23 protein-coding genes are annotated in these 20,670 nt (G+C 62.9%); 13 read left to right on the top strand and 10 right to left on the bottom strand.

Annotation, left to right across the window (positions count from 1 at the left end):
- Nucleotides 1–26 precede the first annotated feature (26 nt).
- Nucleotides 27–971, bottom strand: coding sequence for a CPBP family intramembrane glutamic endopeptidase (locus SK1NUM_RS04210; RefSeq protein WP_212325740.1), 945 nt, complete (start codon nt 969–971; stop codon nt 27–29).
- A complete protein-coding gene (locus SK1NUM_RS04205; protein WP_223927804.1) occupies nt 968–1,633 on the bottom strand; it encodes a DUF3887 domain-containing protein in 666 nt (221 codons plus the stop codon). The genes SK1NUM_RS04210 and SK1NUM_RS04205 overlap by 4 nt, the downstream gene beginning before the upstream one ends.
- Nucleotides 1,634–1,932: 299 nt before the next feature.
- Here SK1NUM_RS04205 and SK1NUM_RS04200 point away from each other — a divergent pair, with 299 nt between their 5' ends.
- The 9 genes from SK1NUM_RS04200 (at nt 1,933) to SK1NUM_RS04165 (ending at nt 9,574) form a co-directional block, all read left to right on the top strand.
- On the top strand, nt 1,933–2,628 hold the full coding sequence (locus SK1NUM_RS04200; RefSeq protein WP_223927802.1) for a DNA alkylation repair protein: 696 nt from the start codon (nt 1,933–1,935) through the stop codon (nt 2,626–2,628).
- A 157-nt stretch (nt 2,629–2,785) separates the two neighbouring features.
- Nucleotides 2,786–3,859 (top strand): NAD(P)H-dependent glycerol-3-phosphate dehydrogenase, encoded by a 1,074-nt coding sequence (locus tag SK1NUM_RS04195; RefSeq protein ID WP_212325736.1) that lies wholly within the window; start codon nt 2,786–2,788, stop codon nt 3,857–3,859.
- A gap of 42 nt (nt 3,860–3,901) precedes the next feature.
- Nucleotides 3,902–5,794, top strand: a complete 1,893-nt coding sequence (locus SK1NUM_RS04190) for a PRD domain-containing protein (RefSeq protein WP_212325734.1) — start codon at nt 3,902–3,904, stop codon at nt 5,792–5,794.
- Nucleotides 5,795–5,798: 4 nt separating this feature from the next.
- Nucleotides 5,799–6,266 (top strand): transcriptional regulator GutM, encoded by a 468-nt coding sequence (locus SK1NUM_RS04185; RefSeq protein WP_212325732.1) that lies wholly within the window; start codon nt 5,799–5,801, stop codon nt 6,264–6,266.
- A gap of 106 nt (nt 6,267–6,372) precedes the next feature.
- Nucleotides 6,373–6,936, top strand: a complete 564-nt coding sequence (gene srlA / locus SK1NUM_RS04180; RefSeq protein ID WP_223927800.1) for a PTS glucitol/sorbitol transporter subunit IIC — start codon at nt 6,373–6,375, stop codon at nt 6,934–6,936.
- Nucleotides 6,929–7,936: a PTS glucitol/sorbitol transporter subunit IIB gene (gene srlE / locus SK1NUM_RS04175; RefSeq protein ID WP_212325730.1), complete on the top strand. Its 1,008-nt coding sequence runs from the start codon at nt 6,929–6,931 to the stop codon at nt 7,934–7,936. Before srlA ends, srlE begins: the two co-directional genes overlap by 8 nt.
- 18 nt (nt 7,937–7,954) lie before the next feature.
- On the top strand, nt 7,955–8,317 hold the full coding sequence (locus SK1NUM_RS04170; RefSeq protein WP_212325728.1) for a PTS glucitol/sorbitol transporter subunit IIA: 363 nt from the start codon (nt 7,955–7,957) through the stop codon (nt 8,315–8,317).
- Nucleotides 8,310–8,432 carry a hypothetical protein gene (locus SK1NUM_RS15410; RefSeq protein WP_263407063.1) on the top strand — a complete coding sequence of 41 codons (123 nt, stop codon included), beginning with the start codon at nt 8,310–8,312 and terminating at the stop codon, nt 8,430–8,432. The genes SK1NUM_RS04170 and SK1NUM_RS15410 overlap by 8 nt, the downstream gene beginning before the upstream one ends.
- Entirely contained in the window at nt 8,429–9,574 is a 1,146-nt protein-coding gene (locus SK1NUM_RS04165; RefSeq protein WP_212327483.1) for a sn-glycerol-1-phosphate dehydrogenase, read from the top strand. Before SK1NUM_RS15410 ends, SK1NUM_RS04165 begins: the two co-directional genes overlap by 4 nt.
- A gap of 137 nt (nt 9,575–9,711) precedes the next feature.
- Here the strand turns inward: SK1NUM_RS04165 and SK1NUM_RS04160 are convergent, their stop codons facing one another.
- A complete protein-coding gene (locus tag SK1NUM_RS04160) occupies nt 9,712–10,188 on the bottom strand; it encodes a peptidoglycan-binding domain-containing protein (RefSeq protein ID WP_212325726.1) in 477 nt (158 codons plus the stop codon).
- Nucleotides 10,189–10,418: 230 nt separating this feature from the next.
- On the opposite strand from SK1NUM_RS04160, the gene SK1NUM_RS04155 reads away from it, so the two are divergent.
- The 3 genes from SK1NUM_RS04155 to SK1NUM_RS04145 all read left to right on the top strand — a co-directional run bounded on the left by SK1NUM_RS04155 (nt 10,419) and on the right by SK1NUM_RS04145 (nt 12,438).
- Nucleotides 10,419–11,129, top strand: a complete 711-nt coding sequence (locus tag SK1NUM_RS04155) for a hypothetical protein (protein WP_212325724.1) — start codon at nt 10,419–10,421, stop codon at nt 11,127–11,129.
- A 155-nt stretch (nt 11,130–11,284) separates the two neighbouring features.
- Nucleotides 11,285–11,821, top strand: coding sequence for a hypothetical protein (locus tag SK1NUM_RS04150; RefSeq protein ID WP_223927798.1), 537 nt, complete (start codon nt 11,285–11,287; stop codon nt 11,819–11,821).
- Complete coding sequence (locus tag SK1NUM_RS04145) at nt 11,818–12,438, top strand: hypothetical protein (protein WP_212325721.1); 621 nt, start codon at nt 11,818–11,820, stop codon at nt 12,436–12,438. Before SK1NUM_RS04150 ends, SK1NUM_RS04145 begins: the two co-directional genes overlap by 4 nt.
- An 8-nt stretch (nt 12,439–12,446) precedes the next feature.
- On the opposite strand, the gene SK1NUM_RS04140 is transcribed toward SK1NUM_RS04145, so the two are convergent.
- Together SK1NUM_RS04140 and SK1NUM_RS04135 are read right to left on the bottom strand one after the other, a co-directional pair.
- On the bottom strand, nt 12,447–13,685 hold the full coding sequence (locus tag SK1NUM_RS04140; RefSeq protein ID WP_212325719.1) for a hypothetical protein: 1,239 nt from the start codon (nt 13,683–13,685) through the stop codon (nt 12,447–12,449).
- The gene (locus SK1NUM_RS04135) at nt 13,682–15,349 is read right to left on the bottom strand and encodes a bifunctional metallophosphatase/5'-nucleotidase (RefSeq protein WP_212325716.1); all 1,668 of its coding nucleotides are present in this window, start codon (nt 15,347–15,349) and stop codon (nt 13,682–13,684) included. Before SK1NUM_RS04135 ends, SK1NUM_RS04140 begins: the two co-directional genes overlap by 4 nt.
- Nucleotides 15,350–16,170: 821 nt before the next feature.
- On the opposite strand from SK1NUM_RS04135, the gene SK1NUM_RS04130 reads away from it, so the two are divergent.
- Entirely contained in the window at nt 16,171–17,961 is a 1,791-nt protein-coding gene (locus SK1NUM_RS04130; protein WP_223927796.1) for a PKD domain-containing protein, read from the top strand.
- 102 nt (nt 17,962–18,063) lie between these two features.
- On the opposite strand, the gene rplI is transcribed toward SK1NUM_RS04130, so the two are convergent.
- The 5 genes from rplI to SK1NUM_RS04105 form a co-directional block, all read right to left on the bottom strand.
- Nucleotides 18,064–18,510: a 50S ribosomal protein L9 gene (rplI, locus tag SK1NUM_RS04125; RefSeq protein ID WP_212325712.1), complete on the bottom strand. Its 447-nt coding sequence runs from the start codon at nt 18,508–18,510 to the stop codon at nt 18,064–18,066.
- 15 nt (nt 18,511–18,525) lie between these two features.
- The gene (gene rpsR, locus SK1NUM_RS04120; RefSeq protein ID WP_014847330.1) at nt 18,526–18,765 is read right to left on the bottom strand and encodes a 30S ribosomal protein S18; all 240 of its coding nucleotides are present in this window, start codon (nt 18,763–18,765) and stop codon (nt 18,526–18,528) included.
- Between the two features lie 100 nt (nt 18,766–18,865).
- The gene (locus SK1NUM_RS04115) at nt 18,866–19,444 is read right to left on the bottom strand and encodes a single-stranded DNA-binding protein (RefSeq protein ID WP_212325710.1); all 579 of its coding nucleotides are present in this window, start codon (nt 19,442–19,444) and stop codon (nt 18,866–18,868) included.
- Nucleotides 19,445–19,542: 98 nt separating this feature from the next.
- Complete coding sequence (gene rpsF, locus SK1NUM_RS04110) at nt 19,543–19,830, bottom strand: 30S ribosomal protein S6 (protein WP_212325708.1); 288 nt, start codon at nt 19,828–19,830, stop codon at nt 19,543–19,545.
- Between the two features lie 92 nt (nt 19,831–19,922).
- The gene (locus SK1NUM_RS04105) at nt 19,923–20,663 is read right to left on the bottom strand and encodes an SGNH/GDSL hydrolase family protein (protein WP_212325706.1); all 741 of its coding nucleotides are present in this window, start codon (nt 20,661–20,663) and stop codon (nt 19,923–19,925) included.
- Between the last annotated feature and the right edge of the window lie 7 nt (nt 20,664–20,670).

Here is a 20,670-nt window from a genome sequence, read left to right as displayed (position 1 = left end):
ACAAGTCGACGGCCGAGGCCCAACCCTCAGGACGGCGTCCCCTGTCCGGCACCGGTTCGCCCGGCCCACGAACCGCTCAGCAGCAGGACCGCCAGGAGGCCGAAAAGCACCGCCGCGGGCCAGCCGATCAGACCCACCAGGACCGGGTCCAGGCCGTCGCCGGACGCCACCAGTATCGCGGGCAGGGAGGCGAAGGCGTTGAACGCACCGTGGGTGATGGCGGCCGGCAGGACGCTGCCGGAGCGAACCCGAAGCCAGGACAGCAGCGTGCCGAGGCCTGCACACAGGCAGGTGAACAGGGCGATGCCAGCCGCCGCGGGGAGCCTGCCGCCGTACTCGTAGCCCATGACGATCAGGGGCGCGTGCCACAGACCCCAGATCACGCCGGTGAGCACGATTCCCCGCCTTCGCCCCAGGGGTTCGAGGGCCGACTGGAGCCAGCCACGCCACCCGGTCTCCTCCCCCAGCGCGACCAGGCCGTTGACCGTGTAAGCGGCGAACACGCTCGCCGCCACCATGAGGACCCAGATCACCGCAACGGGCGGCGGCGGCCCTCCCGGGGCGATGCCGCGCAGATTGTTCGTGAACGAGGTCAGGGCCCAGTCCGGACTGAACCACCCGGCGCCGATGACCAGCGTCAGCAGCAGGGCGAGCGCGGCCACCACGACGCCGATCCCGATCGTCGCGAAACCGAGGATCCGAAGCCAACCGAGACGCCCCCCGGAACCGGGCGATCGCCGGGCGAGCCCGCTCGCCCGCAACCAGGACTCGCGGGTGACGAACCGGCAGACCACCCAGGCGGCCAGGGCGGGGGTGAACATCCGGAGCGTCAGTATCACCTTGGCCTGTGGTGTTCCCAGCCCGCCAGTCGCGGCCACGACGCAGTCCAGGAGCAGGGCCGCCCCGAAACTCACCAGCAGGAACACGCCGACCGCCCGCACGTGAACGCCCCGCCGCCCAGTGGCGGTCATTGCCGTTCCTCTCCCGCGAGCGCCTGCCCCGAGGGCAGGAACCACAGGCCAACCATGTCGCCGTCGCGGTTGTAGCTGACGCGGGCCACGAGGTCGGCGGCCTCCATGTGGAGGGGTTCCTCCACCACGACGACCCCGCCCGACAGGGCCAGGGGGGTCGGGGTGCCGCGCCGTTCGAGCTCCCCGCCCAGCGCGATCACCTGCGCCCAGGCGTCGGCCAGCCGTTCGGCGTCGAGCTGCCATCCGACGCGCGGGCCGGCCAATTCTTCTGCTTTCTGCCATTCGTGTTTCTCGATGGCGTCGAGGAATGCCTCCGCCTTCTCGACGGCGGTGCGGAATTCGGAATCTGTGGGTTTCTTCATGGGTTTTCCTGTTCTCGGGTCGGTCGGGTTTCCGAAACGCTGGAAGGCCGCCTGGCGGCTGGTTCCCAGGGCATCGCCGATGGCCTGCCAGGTGACCCCCCTCCCGCGGGCCGCGGTGACGAGCCGGGCCAGGATCTCGTCGGTCAGCGACTGGAGCGAGCGCACGGCGGCCAGGGAATGGGTCATGTCGCCCCCGGGGGCGTCCGGATCGTCGGTGGCGGCGAGCTCCGCCGCCACCAGGGAGCTGATCTTCCGAAGACGTTTCACTAGCTCTTCGGCGGTCACATCGTCGGTCGACATACGTAAAGGCTAGGTTTACATCACCGCTTCTGTCAAGACTGGCTTTACAAGATTTGCAGGCGGTTGAACGGACCGCCGGGCCCTCCGGATCACGGACCCCGGTTCACGACCGGCGCATCGGGCCGCGCGATCCGCTGGCCTTCTCGCCATCCGCCAGCCCAACCGTCGAACGCCAGCGCTACAGCGCAAGCAGACGACGAGTGGGCAAGCGAAACCGCCCGGTCCCGGCCCTTCGGATCCTCGCCGGCGGTTCGTCGAGGAAAGCGGCAATCGATGTCCGCGCGGGTAGATTGACCCTCATGACCTCCGTACAGCTCGTCAACGAGATCCGCGGCGCGCTCGCCGCCGCCGGTGATCCCGGGAAGGCCGCCCGGGAGCAGGCCTACATGAAGTCGACGCTGCCCTTCCACGGGGTGCGGCTGCCCGAGGTGCGGCGCATCACCAAGAGGCTGCTGAAGGAACACCCCCTGACCGGCCGCGACCAGTGGGAGCGGGCCATCCGGGAACTGTGGGACGAGGTCACGCACCGGGAACACTGGTACGCGGCGCTGGAGATCGCGGGCCACCGCGACGCCCGCGACTGGCAGGACCTCGGCGCCCTGGAGCTGTACCGGCACCTCGCCACGACCGGGGCGTGGTGGGATGTCGTCGACGGGATCGCCTCTCCCCTGGCGGAGAACGTGGTCGCGACCGCCCCCGGAGCGCGGGCCGTGGTGTGGAACTGGGCCACGGGAGACGACCTGTGGTTGCGCCGCATCGCCATCATCTGCCAGCTGCAGCGCAAGACCTCCACCGACCTGGAGCTGCTCAGCCACGCCATCGACTCCAACCTGGAGGGGTCGCGGCACGGCTCCGAGTTCTTCATCCGCAAGGCCATCGGCTGGGCGCTGCGGCAGCACGCCCGCGTTGACCCGGACTGGGTGAAGGCCTTCGTGGAGACGCGCGGATCGCGGCTTAGCGGGCTGAGCCGCCGGGAGGCCCTCAAACACCTGTGACCCCACCTCCCCGGGTGGGATGACGACGGATTAGGCCGGTTCGTCGCAACCCGTGTGCAGAACCCCGGCCCAATTCCCATGGATTTTCCCCGGCTGTGCCGACTAGCGTCGGGAAAACCAGCCGATCCGCGCAAGGCAGCGCGAGGAAGAAGGAACCATGGCAGTCATCACCGTGCTTGGCTCGGGAATCATGGCCACCGCCCTGGCCACCCCCCTGACCGACAACGGCCACGAGGTGCGTCTAGTCGGCACCCACCTCGACCGGGAGATCATCACATCCATCCAGGAAACGGGCATCCACCCGAACCTGGGCCTGAAGGTGCCCGAGGGGGTGACCGCCCACCAGCTGGAGGACGCGCCGCGGGCCTTCGAGGGGGTCGAGTTCGTGATGAGCGGGGTCAACTCGTTCGGGGTTGACTGGGCCGGCGACCAGTTCGCCTCCCTGCTGCGTCCCGGGATGCACGTGATAGCCCTCGCCAAGGGCATGCAGGCCGACGATGACGGGAACCTCACCATCCTGCCGCGTGTGCTCGCCGCCGAGCTTCCCGAGGAACTGCGCTCCCAGGTGAGCTTCTCCGCCATCGCCGGCCCCTCCATCGCCGGCGAGGTGGCGGTACACCGCCACACCAGCGTCGTGTTCACCGGTGAGGACCCCGCTGTCCTGGAGCGCTGGCGGGAGCTGTTCGCCACCGACTACTACCACGTGTGGACCAACACGGACTTCGTGGGTGTCGAGGTCTGTGCCGCAACTAAGAACTGCTATGCCTTCGGCGCCGGATTCATGCAGGGCCTGCTCGACGCCCTGGGTGAGGCCGCCGGGGACCGTTACGTCAACTACAACTACGGGGCGGCCCTGTTCGGCCAGGCCTCCGTCGAGATGGTTCAGTTCATGGAGCTGCTCGGCGGGCAGCCCACCACCCCTATCGGCCTGCCTGGGATCGGCGACTGCTTCGTCACCTCCATGGGTGGCCGCAACGTGCGCTGCGGCCGGCTGGTGGGGTCAGGGATGACCTTCAGCCAGGCCCGCGCCCAGATGCCCGGTGTGACCCTTGAGGGAGCTGCCGCCATCGTCGTGATCGGCAAGGCCATGGTGCGGCTCACCGAGCGTGGCATCGTGCCGCCGGAGCGGTTCCCGCTGCTGCGTCACCTCTACGAGGTCGTGGGCCTGGATCAGCCTGTAGCCGTCCCATGGGACACCTTCTTCGGCAGCAACGGCTCCGGCCAGGCCTGACGTCCGCCAATCCCCGACGAGTACCCGAGCAAAGGAGCCGAGGTGAGCAGGGCAGCCCAGATCCTGAACGCGCTGGAGTCCACGCGCGCCACCTCGGCGGACGAGTTTGCCGCTCTGCTCGGGGTGAGCCGACGCACCGTCGCCGGGGAGGTGTCGATGCTGCAGGAGCTGCTAGGCCCGGTGGCCTCCATCACCCTAGTGGAGGGGCGCTATCGACTGCTGGTCGCCGATCCGCCCCGCTACCGGGCGCTCCGGTCGGGCCTGGCCTCCAGCACCTCCTTCAATGATCCCGCTGCCCGCACGTCATTCATCATCGCCCGCCTGTTCCACGCGACTCGTCCCGTCAAGACCGAGGAGTTGGCCCAGGAGATGTCAGTGGGACGCACGACGGTGGTCGCCGACCTCAACCGGGTGCGGAAGCAGGCCGGCCAGTGGGAGCTGACGGTCGAGGGACGCCCCAACGTCGGCCTGTCCCTGGCTGGTCCCGAACTCCAGCAGCGGCTGCTGATCCTGCGCCACCACTACGCCACGGCCTACGGCCATCACCACAGCGAGCAGCGGATCGAGCGGGCGGTGGCTGAGCTGGTAGCTGAAGCGGGCCTGGACCCCGTCCATATCCCAGAGCTGACCCGCTGGGCGTTCATCGCCACGGACAGGACACGCCAGTCCCGTCCCTTGGGGCAGCTGCCAGTGCGGTACCAAGGGCTTCCCGGCACCCCCGCCCACACCCTGGCCGCACGTCTCGCCCACCTCCTGACGGACGTCGGCACAGAGCTCGCTGGTTCCGAGATCACTTTCCTTGCACTGCCGATCGCGGGCATGCGCACTCCCAGCGACAGCGAACTCGCGGCCGTCCTCAGCGGACAGAGCGAGCCCATTGAGGACTTGGTCGACGCAGTCCTGGAGGCCATCCATGATGAGATGCAGATCAACCTGTCGGATGCCCCACAACTTTCCGAGTTCACACGGCATCTGGCCTACATGATCAACCGCATGCGCTACCGCATCTGGGTAGATGACTCCGGCGTGGCCAGCATCGGGGAGGAGTTTCCCGTCGCCCACCGCATGGCGGAGGTGGCGGCACGGGTGATCAGGAAGAAGGTGGGGCTGCCGGTGGACAGCTCGGAGCTGGCGTTCCTGGCAGCATATTTCCAGGTTTTCCTGGAAGCTGTGGACCGGCATCCACGGCTGCCGCTACAGATCGCCATCGTGAGCTCGGCAGGACGCGTGACCGCCGAGCTGGTCCGCCTCCAGCTGACCCGGCTGCTCCCACCCGCCACCCAGTACCGCCTGTTGCCAGCCCCGGCAGTCAGCCAGGAAGACCTGGCCGGGTTCGACCTCGTGGTCTCGACGGGCCAGGACCCACTCCCCTCGCCTGTCCCCGTCCTGCAGGTGGGACACATCCTGGACCGCCGTGCGTTGTCGCGAGAGCTGGACCGTCTCCACCTACACGTCCCAGGCTCCACGGGGATCTCAGGTGGCAGCATCCTCGCCGGCGCCCTCGACGAGCAGCATTTCTTCGCCCTGCCGCCAGGAACAAGCTACGCCGACGCCCTCGACTACATGACCGGGCATCTGGAGGCCCGCGGCCATGCGGAGGAGGGTTTCGGGGAGAGCATCCGCAAACGCGAGGCCAGTTCCACCACCCAGCTCGACTCCTGGGTCGGCTTTCCCCACGCCACCCTCACCACCGGCTCCAGTGTCCTGCTCGCGATCGGCGTCATACCCCGCCGCCCCGAGGAGGACGGGGTGAGACTGATCGTGCTGCTGGGCCTGCCACGGGACCCACGCCGCAGCGAGAACATCCTGATTCCCGTCTACGACGCGGTGCTGCGGCTGGGGACACGGCGTGACCTCCTCACCCGGATCTCACGCCTGACGACCTTCGAGCAGTTCTACTACTTCCTGGCCACCAATCCGCTCACAGAAAGCTGAGACGATGACGTTCTGGTTCTTTCTCATAGTTCTGGGGGCCGCATGGGCCCTGCAGTCCTTCCTCTCCTTCAAACAGACCCAGGCATTCACGAAGTTGTTCGTCGCCATGCGCCGCCGCGGCCGGGTCGCGATGGGACGGTTCAAAGGAGGGCTGGTGCAGGGCGCCATCGTCCTGTTTGGCATCGACGAGGACGGCGTAATCACGGAGGGACGCAGGCTCAACGGCGTCACGGTGTTGGCCCGGTTCCGGAGCTTCGAGGAGTTCACGGGCCAGCATCTCGCCGACATCGACCCCTCCGCTGCCGCCCGTCACGGCCGGCAGGTCCGCAACGCCGTGGCAAACGCCCAGGAGAACTACCGCATCATCACCTCAGGTGGCGATGCCCCCGAGCCTCCGAGTGCGCTGGCCCGCACCGTCGGCAGGGTCAAGGGCGTATGGCGGCGTAAGAAGAGCGCCACCGCCGCCCCGTAACCAGTCTTTTATTTCCCTATATCCCCCGTTCCCGGGCGGCGACGCCCGGGCTCCACCGATGGCCTGACGAGTTGTCATGCCCGAAAACACCCTGAAAGGAGCTGAAATGCCCGACATTCTGAATTGGATGGTGGGTGCAGCTGAATGGTTCGTCGGACTGTTCCGCAAAGGAGCGGAGACGTTCCTGTCCTGGATGACCGGGATTGTGCCGCTGGTGCTGATGCTGCTGATCGCCATGAACTCCCTGATCGCCCTGATCGGTGAGGAGCGCATCAACCGGATCGCCGCGAAAGCCGGCCGCAACGTGATCAGCCGCTACCTGATCCTGCCCTGGATCGGCGCCTTCTTCCTGACGAACCCGGCGGCCTTTACGCTCGGCCGGTTCCTGCCGGAGGCGTACAAGCCTGGCTACTACGCCTCCGTCGCCCAAATGGTCCACACCAACAACGGCCTGTTCCCGCACAACAACCCAGGAGAGCTGTTCGTGTGGATGGGCATCGCCCAGGGAATCATCACCCTGCAGCTGCCCACCGGAGACCTGGCCATCCGCTACCTGCTCCTCGGGGCCGTCCTGAACTTCCTCGGCGGCTGGGTCACTGACTTCACCACCGCCTATGTCGCCAAACAACAGGGAGTCACCCTGTCAAAGGAGGTGCACGCTCATGTCTGAGTTCCGAACGATCACCGTCTCCAAGGGACCCAGCGGCTACGGCGGTCCCCTGACCATCACCCCAGACGAGAAACGCAACAAGATCGTCTACATCGTCGGCGGGGGCCAGAAACCCGAGGTGGTCGACAAGATCGCCGAGCTGAGCGGGGCAGAGCCAGTCAATGGCTTCAACACGCGGGTGCCCGACGACGAGCACTTCTGCGTGGTGATCGACTGTGGCGGCTCGCTGCGCTGTGGCCTCTACCCCAAGAAGGGCATTCCGACGATCAACGTCATGCCGACGGGCAAGACCGGCCCCCTGGCGCAGCACATCCACGAAGGCATCTACGTCTCCGCGGTCGGCGTCGACCAGGTGCGTCCCGCCGAAGCCGGCGAGGTGACGCAGGCCGCCGCCGAGCCGGTAAAACCCGTCCCGGAGAACGGACGCCCCATGAAACTGACCGAGCAGATGGCCACCAAGCAGAAGAAATCACTGCTGGAGAAGATCGGCCTGGGCGCCGGCAAGGTCATCTCGGTGTTCTACCAGGCGGGCCGCAATGCCGTGCAGATGATGATCAACACGATCCTCCCGTTCATGGGGTTCGTCGCGATGCTGATCGGCATCATCCAGGCCTCAGGGCTCGGAGAGTGGTTCTCCAACCTGCTGACGCCGCTGGCCGGCACCGGCTGGGGACTCATGGTGCTCGGCCTGATCTGCTCGCTCCCGTTCCTCTCCCCGCTGCTGGGCCCAGGGGCTGTGATCGCTCAGATCATCGGCACCCTGATCGGCGTGGAGATCGGCAAGGGCAACATCCCGCCGCAGCTCTCACTGCCTGCCCTGTTCGCCATCAACACGCAGAACGCCTGCGACTTCATCCCCGTCGGCATGGGGCTAGCGGAGGCCGAACCCGAGACCATCGAGGTCGGCGTCCCCGCGGTCCTGTACTCGCGGTTCCTCAACGGTGTCCCGCGGGTCGCCATCGCATGGCTCGCCAGCATCGGCCTCTACCAGCAGTCCTGACCTGAAAGGATCACCATCATGGGTTACAAGACCACCATCATCGAGATCGGGCCAGACGCCAGCGACTTCCTCGCCGAGCAGATGGCCATCACTTTCGCCGGCAACGCCCCCGAGGAGCTGCGCTCCTACTGCTTCGTGATAGAGAAAGGTGAGTTGACGAGCCCGCTCGCCGTCGGACAGCCGGTGCTGATCGGCGACCAGGAATGGCAGATCACCGCCGTCGGGGACGCAGCGGAGAAGAACCTGGGCGCGCTCGGGCACGTGACCCTAGTCTTCGACGGGGCAGCGGAACCACGCCTGCCTGGGGCACTGCATCTCCGCGGGTCGTATGAGGGGCCTGCGCTGGAGGTCGGCGCGCAGCTGGTCATCGGCCATGCCTGACACGGTCCTGCGCGAAGCCCTCGACCGGGCCACCGACACGGTGGCCGCTGCGGTCGGACGCGGGGTGCTGGGCGACGCTGGGAGGCGGCGGGCCAGGCCACCTCGGAGTCGCTGAATGCGGCAGGGGCAAGGACCCTGGAGCCGCTGGTCTTCCCCGGCCAGCCGGTGCTGTACGCCTCCCAGGACAACGCGGACCGGATCCGTGACGGGCTGGGAGAGGCTGTTCCCGTCGCCGTGGGGGCGGGGACCCTGAACGACCTGGCGAAACTGGCCGCATTCGAGCTGGGTCGTGACTACGCCTGCGTCGGGACGGCGGCGTCCATGGACGGGTACACGGGCTCGGGCGCCCCGATGAGCAAGGACGGGGTGAAGGTCACCCGGGCCTGCAAGGCACCCGCGGTGATCGTCCTCGACCTGGACGTCGTGGCGGCGGCGCCGAGGCACCTGACGGCCTCCGGGTACGGCGACCTGGCAGCGAAGATCCCCGGCGGGGCCGACTGGATCCTGGCCGACATCACCGGCGTGGAGCCCATCGACACCAGCGTGTGGCACCTGGTGCAGTCGGGGGTGGGCACGGCCCTGTCCGACCCCGGTGCACTGGCCGCGGGCAGGCCCGATGCCTTCCAGGGACTCGTGGAGGGGCTGTGCCTCTCCGGGTTGGCGATGCAGGCCTATGGCGGGACCCGGCCCGCCTCCGGGGCCGAGCACTATTTCAGCCACCTGTGGGAGCTGGCGGGGCTCGGCGCCGACCTCGACCCGCCCCTGTCGCACGGGGCGAAGGTGGCGGTCGGGTCGCTGGCGATGTGTGCCTTCTACGAGGCGCTGCTATCCCGGGACCTCTCGGGAATCGACGTCGATGCCGTGGCGGCACGCCGTACGTCGTGGCCTGAGATCGAGGCCGACATCCGCAGCCGTTTCGAGGGCGCGCTGGCCGACCATGCGGTACGTGAGACCCGGGAGAAATACCTTGCTGGCCCAAAGCTGGCGGACCGGTTGCGGCCGTTGGTCGCAAACTGGCCTGAGGTATCCGGACGTCTCCAGGCCCAACTCGTGCCAACGGCGCAGCTGGCCAGCCAGCTGCGCCGCGCTGGCGCCCCGGCATGTCCAAAGGACATCGGCGTAACCCCTGGCGACGTGCGATCCCTGTTCCCCAAGGCCATGTACTACCGTTCGCGCTACACGGCGCTGGACGTTGCCTGGGAGCTCGGCTTGTTCGATGATCTCGTCGCTGAGGTCTTCGACCGGATCTGGGTCTGAGGAACTCTCTGGGGATCGTGTGGCCCAGTGGGCAGTGGGCCGCCCGGCCGATGTGGCAACTGGCGTATTCGAGACCGGGGAACAGGCCTCGAATACGCCAGCGCCGGATATATGCCAGGGACTGCCAGCTGTCCCGGTCAGAATGTGAGTCCGAGAGCGGTCAGTGTCGGGCCGTCCGCATAACCGGACGCCCTAGTCCCCTCGCCCTTCTGGAACTTCGAGATGGCATCGATGGTGTTCGGGCCGATGTATCCATCATTAGTGACTCCCAGACGGTTCTGGAACAGCTTGGTCAAGAAGACGAGGTCGTCTCGTGTGTCGTGCCCAGCAATCCCGTCCTCTTCCATGTGCCGGAGTTTCTGGTACGCCCAGACGGCCCGCGTGGTCTGGTCTCCAAAGATGCCATCGGCATCCTCATACGTCAGATCACAAGCCACCCACGTTAGATGAGTGAAGCAGGCGAGGTTCATCTGAAGTTCGTAGGTGCTGTACTCCGCTGCATTGGCCCTGGGCGTGTTAGCCAGCGAGAGACCTGCCGCCAGGATGCCGGCGGGAGCCCAACCCAGGAGGGTGCGACGCCTGATGCCGCCCGATGATCGATTGGTTTCCGTCATGATGACCTCCTTCGTGATTGCACTCGCAAATATTCGCTCTTGCAAAGAGAATACGTCATGACTGCACCATGTCAAGTAGCACCGCCCGCGAGTCCTCGCCGACAGGAACAGGCCCCATGACTGCGGCGACCCCGCTATCCGGCACGCACGACCAGGTACCACTTGCTCCACGCCGCCGCTATGGCGGAATCCTTAGACCCACCGTCAGCGGTATCTTCTAGACTTCTGGCATGACCACGTGGCGTACCCAGACAACTGACGAACGTCCAGCGTGCCATGATGAACTTTCGCCCGGGAACGCCCGACGTAGACCTTCCAGGTCAAGCGCCATCATCCTCGTTTTGACAGGCATGGTCATGCTAGCCCTCGTCTCGCTCGTCTCCTTGAACGGCGGCTGGAATAGCATCATTGCAGAGCGTGATATCTCACTACCCAATATAAAAGTAAATGAGAGTGTGCATGCTGAGCCCTTTGAAGCAAGATTCATCAGGGCAAGCATCACAGACGACCTGAAGTCACTTGGAATTCCCAAGCAGGACGGGAAACGTGGAATCTTGATTTACCTAGAAACGATGATAACAACAGACTTCTCCGTCTCCTCAGACATTCTATCGAAAAGCCTCACACTTCAAGCCTCAGAGCTTTCTGAAGTCTATGCTTTGCCCGAGGATAGTGAAAAACCAGACCCCAGACCCATTATCTTCCGCGGACAGGACCTTCAGCAAAATAGAGCCGTAGTGCAGCGTAGCTTCCAACCCGGCCTCACCCAATACGTGGTAGCAGCCTGGGCTCAGAATAAAACAGAGCCCTTACCAACTGAACTGACTTTGACATTATCCGAATTCACCTACCGTGCCAGCAGTGTCTACGGAGGCATGTACTGGTTCGACAAGAAGGAAAAATTCTCCATAAGCATACCTGTCGAGAAACTAGAGCAGTGAAACATAATTCTAGATCTGATTTGAAGTCAGGATCCCAAGGAGATCAACTATTCCCCAGACAACGCCTGGAGTCCACTGCAGTAACACCCGCTAGAACCAGCTTTCCCCGCCGTCAGCAGACGGGAAAACTATCGATACTGATTCTAACATTACTGATGCTGCTCGGATCCTGGGTGGCGACGAGACTCCCAACCCGTGATTCCGCTATTGATTTGCCGTTTCTCCTGCCCGGAAAAGTCGAGCAGGAGATTGAGATGCGAATTGGCTCAGTCAAAGTAAATCAAGTTCGCACAACCTCGGAAATCCAATTCGAAAAAGATATTTCAACAACACCTGGAATCTGGTTGGTGATAGATATTGAATTCATACCAAAAATCAAGTCACACTACCTGCCGCAACCGTCCTTAAAAGACTCAAAGGGACGAACCTTCGGAGGAAAGCAAGCAATTCTCGTTCCATGCACGTCAAGCCAGCCAGGGCTCATAACAGCCTGCACCATGGTACTCGAGTTACCGAAAGACGCACTGGAAGGGTCATCATTATACATAACATCAGATTCCAAAAATACTATCGAAACACCCGATGACCTAGCGGTCATTGACCTCGGAATCGACGAATCCCGGGCAGCCCGAATGACAATGGAGACAGAGCGCATCACAATTGAGGCGGCCCGGCTTAAAGGAAAGCCATGACATCTCCCTGGTGGTCGCGAAACAAAGGCTGGCTGGCCGCTCTACTTCCGCTAATAGTGCTAGCCATAGCAGCCTCTTCCCACCGTTTATTAACCCTCTATGTGCCCAACGAATCAGTTTTGCGCACAGAAGGACAGGATAGGCAGGGAATACTACGCACGCACTACAGAAATTTTGATTCATCATATGAAACCACCGTGGCCGTGCGCGTCAAGGATGTTCAGCCTGTCGAAGAATACCGGCAACCCAATGGAACTCAAGTGACTGCAGCCACTGATACTCAACTCTGGCAAGTGGATCTGGATTTTTCAGCTAAACCAGACCAAGTGCTGGCCTATTGCTCAGCAGAACTAGAGGCCAACGGGGTGCGTTATGACAACAAAACCGCCAAGGAAAATGGGGATTCTAAGAACTACTCCTCACCCAGGGAGGATTGTGTCCCGGAGGACACTCCAGGACCTCGATTCAAAGCTTTTGAACCCAAGATTGAGGAAACCACCCCACCTCGACCTGAATACTGGTCAGCCACTTTGACCTTCGCAATTCCTACAGGCATAAACCCCCAAGGATTAAGGCTGTATTGGACAACTCCAGAATATCTATACATACCATTCTAGCTCTTGCTTTAACCTTCTGTTGTTCCGTGGTTCCGGGCAAAGTTCCGCCCACCGCCTACTATGAAGTTAAGCGCAGCAGCCAATAGCGCAGCAGTCAGAACATAGTAGACAACGCGGCCCGCCGACTCGGCATAAGACTCCACGGCAAGGTTCAGGAGCGCCGGCCGCGGGCCTGCTAGCCGCCCAAGTATCCAGGTGCAAAAAACCCCAATCTGATCGACCGCCACAAAGGAGGCGCAGAACATAATTATGGGGGCGGGGCCGGTAATAAGCACCCGAGACAGCGCTCCCCCAAGTACTCGCAACGGAGTAATGACAGGTTCAGCGATTTCCAGGAGCACTCGGCGGCTACGCGTAGAAAACTTCTCCAGACGCCTCATGATGTATTTCTCAGTTCCGGGTATAGCCTCACCGGCAACAAGATCAGCCTGGTAGCTGGCGGCCCCGATAGCCAACCACGCAAGTGGCATCACCACAAAAATCCCGACCCCAGCTGAGATTTCACCCAACCAACCGAGCGATATCCTGATAGCATCTCCCAGTGGCCCAAGCCAAGCCGAAAGAAACTCCAGATACTTGAGAATCCCATCGACGAATGCCCTGTCACGAAACCATTGAAGTATATTTTTGAGGCTACTCATGAAAACATTGGTCAAGGTAACTACCCATAAGGACTCTAGGTAGACACCAAGTATGGCAACCAATGCTGAACGACGAAAAGCGTCAGTCAGGGAAATCAATTTACGAATGAAAAAGGCTCCAATAACCATGCCCGCCAGATACCATCCCGATGCGTACTCATATCGCTCAAAATGAGGATTCAATGGGTCAGTTACCACGGCTTCAAGGCCAATGGTGTAGGCGTAACTCTTTGCATCTTGCTCGAGTAGGCCTTGGCAGGCATAGGCAGCTATGAAGGGAATGAGGACTTGGGCTGCTATGATCAGGTGCCTGGACCACCGTTCCCAAGTCGTAGCACCCGGATGGATTTGGTAAAATGCTGGAAGCGTTTCCCCTGCCATTCGCAGCATCAAAACCAGCGTCATAAGCGTGCTGAGGGGGGCTAAAGGCAAAATCAATATCCCTAGGGTAGCGCTGGCTCTCGATGCCCAGTCAGCTAGCCAGAGAAAACCCATTCGGCCAATGACACCGATCAGACCTAAACCAAGCATCTGGGGCCAGTGGTCACGAAGTACTCGACCGGCGTCAGTCATGAGTTGGAGCCAGATGGAAAGCCAGTTTTTCATAGAATCATACCGTCAAAGATGAGGTGCCAATTCGCTTTTCCCTGCGCAGGAAAGCCACGAGTGGTGGCCCGGTCAATCAGCAGTTGACGGATGTCTACCATGTCGTTGTACAGCACAGGAGCGGTGGAGACGCGGGGGTAGTCGCCCGCACCGCTGCGCCGGTAGTGGTTCAGGGCCACGGCGAAACGCTCGTCATCGGCCACGGGTGCTCCGTCCGGATGGCAAAGGTTGCGGATCCGCCTCCCGACGGGTTCATGCAGGTGGATCTCGTAGTCAATACCCCAGGCGATGTCGTACTGGTAGTCCCAGATCGTCTGGCCGCCGCGCTCCACGCTGGTCATGGTCTCCGGGTCAAAGCACTGCCCCCGCGGCAGGTCAGCATAGTAGCGGGCAGCATGCTCCAGGTGGTCGCGGATCTCGGCACCAGTGAGCAGGACCGCGGCGAGGGTGTTGTCGAACACATAGATGCCCGCCAGGTCTCGGATGCAGACGGCGCCCTGCGGGATGATGGCCGTGCGGGACGTGGGGGCGGTGATGCTGATCACGGGCAGGTCCTGGTATTCCCCACCCGCCAGTGCCTCGGCGACGGTGGTGGCTTGGACCCACTGGATGAAGTCGATGACCCCCGTGGCACGCCACCGGGCATCGGCGGTGCTGAGTTCTCGCGGTGAGGTCGCGACCTGCTGGTTTACGTAGGAGCGGGTCGCGGCATGCGCTCCGCTAACCGCATCTGTCACCTGTGGGGTGGGATGTTCGCCTGGCGAGTAGTGGGGCACAGCACCCAGTACCCGGATGCGCCAGGAGTCCCCCTCGGGCTCGGCATCGATGGTCACCTCGGTGAGCCCCGCGGCGTGGGCCTTCGGTTGAGTTAGCAGAACCGGCTGGCCCGTGGCCTCACAGGTCACCCACTGTTCCGGCTCGTCACGGTGTGTGTGCCCGATGACCATGACGTCGATGCCGGGCACCTGCGACGCGATCTCCCTGGCCGGGTTCTCGGCGGGAGCGTCGGCGTTCGTCGCGTAGGTGGTCTGTCCGATGCCGGCATGGCATAGGACGATGACGGCATCGCACAGGAATTCCTTCCGCAACCTAGGCACCCAGTGGCCGGCGGCCTGCACCATGTCGGTGATCTCTACCAGGCCCTCCAGCTGCTGACGGTCCCAGATCATCGCACCCGGCGTGGTCAGGCCAAGGACACCGATCCGGATCTGCCTCCCACCAAGACGCCGCACAACTGATGTGAAGGCGGGGAACACCGGAAGGCCAGAGACGGCATCGATAACGTTCGCCCCGAGCAGCGGCGCATCAAGCTGCCGGGCGAAGTCCTGAAGGAAACCGAGACCGTAGTTGAACTCGTGGTTGCCAATGTTGACCGCGTCGTAGCCCATGACGTTGAACGCCGCCGCGAGCGGATGCGACGAGGTACGCGCAGCAGGATCCTGGCTGGCGAAGAAGCTGCAGAGGGGATTTCCCTGGATGGTGTCGCCATTGTCGACCAGTATCACCGTCTCGGGCCCTCGTTCAGCCCGGATCCGCTCCACGACGCTGGCCAGATGCGCCAGCCCGGCCTCCTCCCCGCCAGACCAGGGCCGGTCCCGGTAATAGTCCCAGTTCAGGACGGTGCCATGGACATCGGTGGTGGCCAACACGGTCAGTCGCGGCATGAAGCTCCTCCCATCGGTCGCAGAGAGCCTATCGCCTGAGCAGGTGCGCAACCAGCATCAACCACACCTCTCGACGGCTGGCAGGCATCCCCGCAAGCCCGAGTCGACGAAGGTCACAGGGAGCTATTCACGATCCCAGGCAAACCTGCGCTGACAGGGGTTTTTACCGAACTGAAAGCCCCTCGTGAATGTTCCTCACAATTTCAATTCACAGAAAGAAGCTCAAATTATCAATAAAAATACTTGCATTGAAAACATTCAAATTATTAAACACCTTGACATCGACATCAATCTGAGCTCAGAGGATACCTTGACACCCTCAGGAGCAAAGACTTAACGTGGCCCATGGTAGAGTACAGTATCATTGACAAGGAGGCCTGCATTGACAAGGAGGCCTGAAGGAATCGCCAGATGACACCGGCCTCGCACAGTAGCGGTCAGCACCCACTGAGATTTACATCAAGGATAACCACAGATTTGGAGCCAGCATGCCGACCCCGCTTAAAAGCGGAGCGGCGCTTCTCAGCGCCTTGCTCTGCACACTATCACTTTCAATATCATTGCCTGCACGATCAGAACCCCAGCAGAAGAAGACCCTCTCCATAGTACATTTGGGCGATTCTTACTCCGCCGGCAATGGCGCCGGAAATTACTACGGCCCCACAGACTGCTATCGCAGCAGTCGCAACTGGGGATCCATCTTCAACTCCTGGGCCAATTCACAGGGTATCGCAGCAAATTACCAGAACCACGCCTGCTCACGAGGCGTCATCGACAACCTATTTTCTCCTCGCGTGCTCCCGAAACAGTCTGCCAAGGGAGTGTCCGCATCGTCAGTCGAGGACGCCAAGGCCAAACTCGATGCAGCAGATGCCTGCTCCACCAAGGCCTCAGGAGACGATTTCCTCTCTGTCGACTACCATCTTCAGAAGAACAGCAGCTTGCTGCCCTGGGCGAAGGACTACACCTATGAATGTCAGATAACGATCCGTCCGCAAGCAGACTTCGTCGGCCCGAAGACCGACTTGGTGCTCATGTCCATGGGAGGCAACGACCTCGGTTTCAGCCACCTGGTGACCAATTGCTTCGGCCCCAGAATCCCGATGATCCAACACAGGGCAGACGCCACGAAGTGCCGGGACGACATAGCATCGGCCAAGAGCAACCTCACAACGGTAGTCAATCATCTCAAATCCCAGATATCCGAGCTACTCACCAAGCGAATGACCGGCAGTAACACCTCGCAGGTGGTCCTCATGGCATATCCACTGCTCTCAAGCGATCGCGCCTATGTTCTAAACAACGATGGCGTCAGTTATGACGCATCTCGGGGAATCAGAGAACTCGGGGAAGCCGCCATCTCGGAGCAGCGCCAAGCCGTCAGCGAACTCGAGAAGACTTTCCCTGGCCGCGTGAAGTTCATCGAGGAGACGGCGAAGACATTCGCAGGCCACGAGCCCGATCCTCGCGTGCTATTCAAGAATGATTCCCGCTGGCTCAACGAATTCCTGGAGACCGAGGGAGACTATAATTCCAGCGGCCATGTTGAAGCAGCTTTCTCAACCACACCAGCAGAGTGGTACCACCCGAATCTCATTGGCCATCGCGAATTCTCAAAGCTCATCCAGAGTCCCTCATATACCTCGAGTGCGCAGGATGTCGGCACGCAGAGAGATGACATGGACATGGCGTTCGTCGTCGATCCTGACAGTCCCCTGGGCAGCCAGGTCGAGGATATCCGCACCATGGTCACCGGCGTCACCCATGAAGTAACGTCCGTAGCCCGATCCGCCCGCTTTTCCCTCGTAGTCGCAAACGGATCCAGCGAGCGGAAGGTGATCCAGCCCTTCACCTCGGACACCGAAAGCTTCCTCAGTACAGTCGCAGGCCTAGACCCCACCCAGATGACAACGACATCTGATCAAGGCGAGTCAGAGACGGCCTTGGAATGGCGACCTGGGGTACGACACACCACCCTGGTGGTCGGGGACGAGACCTCAGCGAGCACCGTACCTACCGGGGAACTATCCCCCTCCTCCGGATCCGGCTCCACCGCCCACGTGCTGACCTTGACCAGCTCGGCCACACCATCCCAGGATGCACAGGGGAACCAGGGCGCAGAGACTGAGACTGCATCCGTGGAGAACGCCTCCGATCTGGAAAAAGTTGCTGTCGCGAAGGTCAGCGACTCCCTAGATGCCCCCACGGCCATCCTGCAGCGGCCTTTCGTGGGCAAAGTAGGCGAGAGCATGGAGCTGGATGCCCGTGGTAGCTACGCTGTCAGCAGCCAGATCACCAAGTTTGAGTGGGATTTCGATGATGACGGCGTCTATGACGCAACCACCGCCGAAGGGATCGCCACACATACCTACGACAGCCCTGTGGCTGGTCTCACGAAGGTCAGGGTCACAGACAGCAACGGTCACGAGTCCGTCGCATCTGCCCGCATCGACGTCACCAGAGACGGCGATACCGTGCCCGACGACTTCGACAACTGCCCAGAAGTCTCCAACCCGGCCCAGGAAGATGTCGACCAGAATGGAACCGGGGATGCCTGCCAGGATCCAGGGGCCTGGAATCCCACCGCACCGGAGGGAACAGAGGAGTCGTAGAGCCAGGCATCTTCGCTGGCTGGACTCTCCGGACCTCAGCAATTATCCATAGAAGAGCAGCCCCAGCGCCACCTAGCGCTAGGGCTGCTCTTCAGTCTCCTATCAGGCCGGGACGACCTCGAAGCCGACCCTCGCGGTGACCGCGGGGTGCAGCTTGATCGCGGCAGTGTGGTTGCCGACCCGCTTGACCGGCTTGGCGAAGGTGATGGACCTCTTGTCGACGGCGGGTCCACCGGCCTTCTTCACGGCCAGGGCCAGGTTGGCGGCGGTGACGGCACCGAACAGCGAACCCGACTCGGCGGCGCGGGCCGGAACTTTAATGGTGAGTTCCTCGATCTGGGTGCGGAGCTCCTGCGCGTGCTCGACGCCACGGACCTCACGGGCGTCGCGGGCTCGTTTGATGCCCTCGATCTGCTTCTCGGCGCCACGGGACCAGACGATGGCCTTGCCCTGCGGGACGAGGTAGTTGCGGCCGTAGCCGTTGCGGACCTCGACGACGTCTCCGGCGATGCCGAGCTTGTCGACGGTGCTGGTCAGAATGAGTTTCATCTGTTCTTCCTCCGATCAGCGGGCGGTCGAGGCGTAGGGCAGCAGGGCCACCTCACGCGCGTTCTTGACGGCGAGCGCGATCTTGCGCTGGTCCTGGACGGACAGCCCGGTCACGCGGCGGGCGCGGATCTTGCCGCGCTCCGAGATGAATCTCTTCAACGTCGCGATGTCCTTGTAGTCGATGTTGGCCACCCGAGTGGTCTTCACCGGCATAATCTTCTTCTTGTTCACAGACTTACGCTGTGGACCGGCCATTGTGGTGCTCTCCTAAACTTGCGGGCCCTGGGACCCAATGGGAAGCCCGTCGTCAGACGGAATGTGCCAGCCGGCCCGGCGGGCCGGTTGCGCGGGTGGATCAGAACGGGGGCTCCTCTGCGGCAGACTGGTTCCACGGGTCGTTCCCGCCCCGGTTCCCGCCGCTGTAGCCACCGCCACTACCGCCCCATGGGTCGCCGCCCTGGCCGCCCTGCCCCTGCGGGGCCTGATTGCCATAGCCACCCTGGTTGCCGTAGTTCTGTCCGCCACCCTGATTCTGGTTGCCCTGCCAGGTGCCGCCGCCCTGGCCCCCGCCGCTGGTGCGAGTGACCTGTGCGGTGGCGTACCGCAGGGAGGGACCAACCTCGTCGACATCAACCTCGAACACCGTGCGGCGATCGCCCTGCTGCGTCTCATAGCTGCGGGACTTGAGCCTGCCCTGCACGATCACACGCATCCCCTTGGTGAGGGACTCGGCGACATGTTCGGCATACTGGCGCCACACGGAGCAGTTGATGAACATGGCTTCGCCGTCGCGCCACTCCCCCGACTGGCGGTCGAAGGCGCGAGGCGTCGAGGCGACGGTGAAATTGGCCACCGCAGCACCGCTGGGGGTGAAGCGGAGGTCTGGGTCTCCGGTGAGATTACCCACCAGCGTGATCTGGGTTTCGCCTGCCATGTTCTCCTCCGGGATCGGACTTGTCTTTCATCAACACTATGAGCGCCTGCCCTGCCAGGAACCGTCCTTGAGGGGAATCAGGCGCCAGTGTTGAAAGCTCACTTCTCTAGACGAAGCACCTTGGTGCGGACGATTTTCTCGTCGATGCTCATCAGGCGGTCCATCTCCTGGACCAGCTCCGGGGTGCAGGTGACCTGCAGGACGGTGTAGCTGGCCTCGGACTTCTTGTTGATGTCGTAGGCCAGGCGCCTGCGACCCCAGTGATCGACGTTATCGACCTTGCCACCACCAGCGGTGATGACCTCAAGGTGCTTCTCGATCAGGCCCGGGACCTGGCGCTCATCGACATCGGAATCGACGAGGATCATGATCTCGTACTTGCGCATGGGTACTGCCCAACCTCCTTCGGACTGGCGGCCACGGGTCGGTCCCGCGGCAGGAGGGCATAGCTGACCGGGTGGTCAGCCGGGGGTTGAGTCTACCTGAGGGGACCCGTCGCGGGGAAACTCAGCCTTTCCAGCTGCCCAGAGGATTCGATGGCCTCCCAGAACATGTCTGCCCATGCCAGGTAGCCGGCGTCGTTGGGGTGGAAGAGGTCTCCTGCGGTGTTCGTGTGGTAGCGCAGGGGACCGAGCCCGCGAGAGGCCTCATGCAGGCGGACCCGGTGGTGGCCATGCAAGGGAATGAGGTCCGTTACGGCGTCGTTGAACCTCTCCGACTGCCGGGCGAAGAGCGGCAGGGTGAACCACGGCACGTCGGCAACGAAACTGCCGGTGGGCAGGCCGGCGAGTATGTCCGCGAAGTGTTTCTCGAAGGACTCAAGACTGTTGCCTGGCAGGACCACATCGTTGCCCCCGATGTCCAGGGTGAGGATGTCGGGGGCGCGGCCCAGTTCCGCGAGCCGGGGAAGCTGATAGCGCACGACGTCGCGGCTGGTCGCCATCGACACCGAGAGGTTCGTCACCGCGACCTGCCGCCCGGTGGCCTCGGCGATGCGTGCCGCGAGCAGCGCAACGTAGCTGGCATCGACCCGGCTCGCCCCCACGCCCTGGGCGGCGGAGTCCCCCAGGGCGACGTAATGGATCGCGTCCTCGGGGACGTCGGTGACTAGGTCACGCCAATGGCTGGCGTAGTCGACGGCATGACGGCTGACCACAGCCCGCCCCCGGGCATAGGCCGCTGCGGCTGCGAGCCCCGCCATCGCGAGGCCGGTCAACATCCAGCGT

The organism is Arachnia rubra, from assembly GCF_019973735.1.
GTDB classification, from domain to species: Bacteria; Actinomycetota; Actinomycetes; order Propionibacteriales; family Propionibacteriaceae; genus Arachnia; species Arachnia rubra.
The sequence above is the reverse complement of the archived record's forward strand: the minus strand, read 5'-3'. Positions and strand labels throughout refer to the sequence as shown.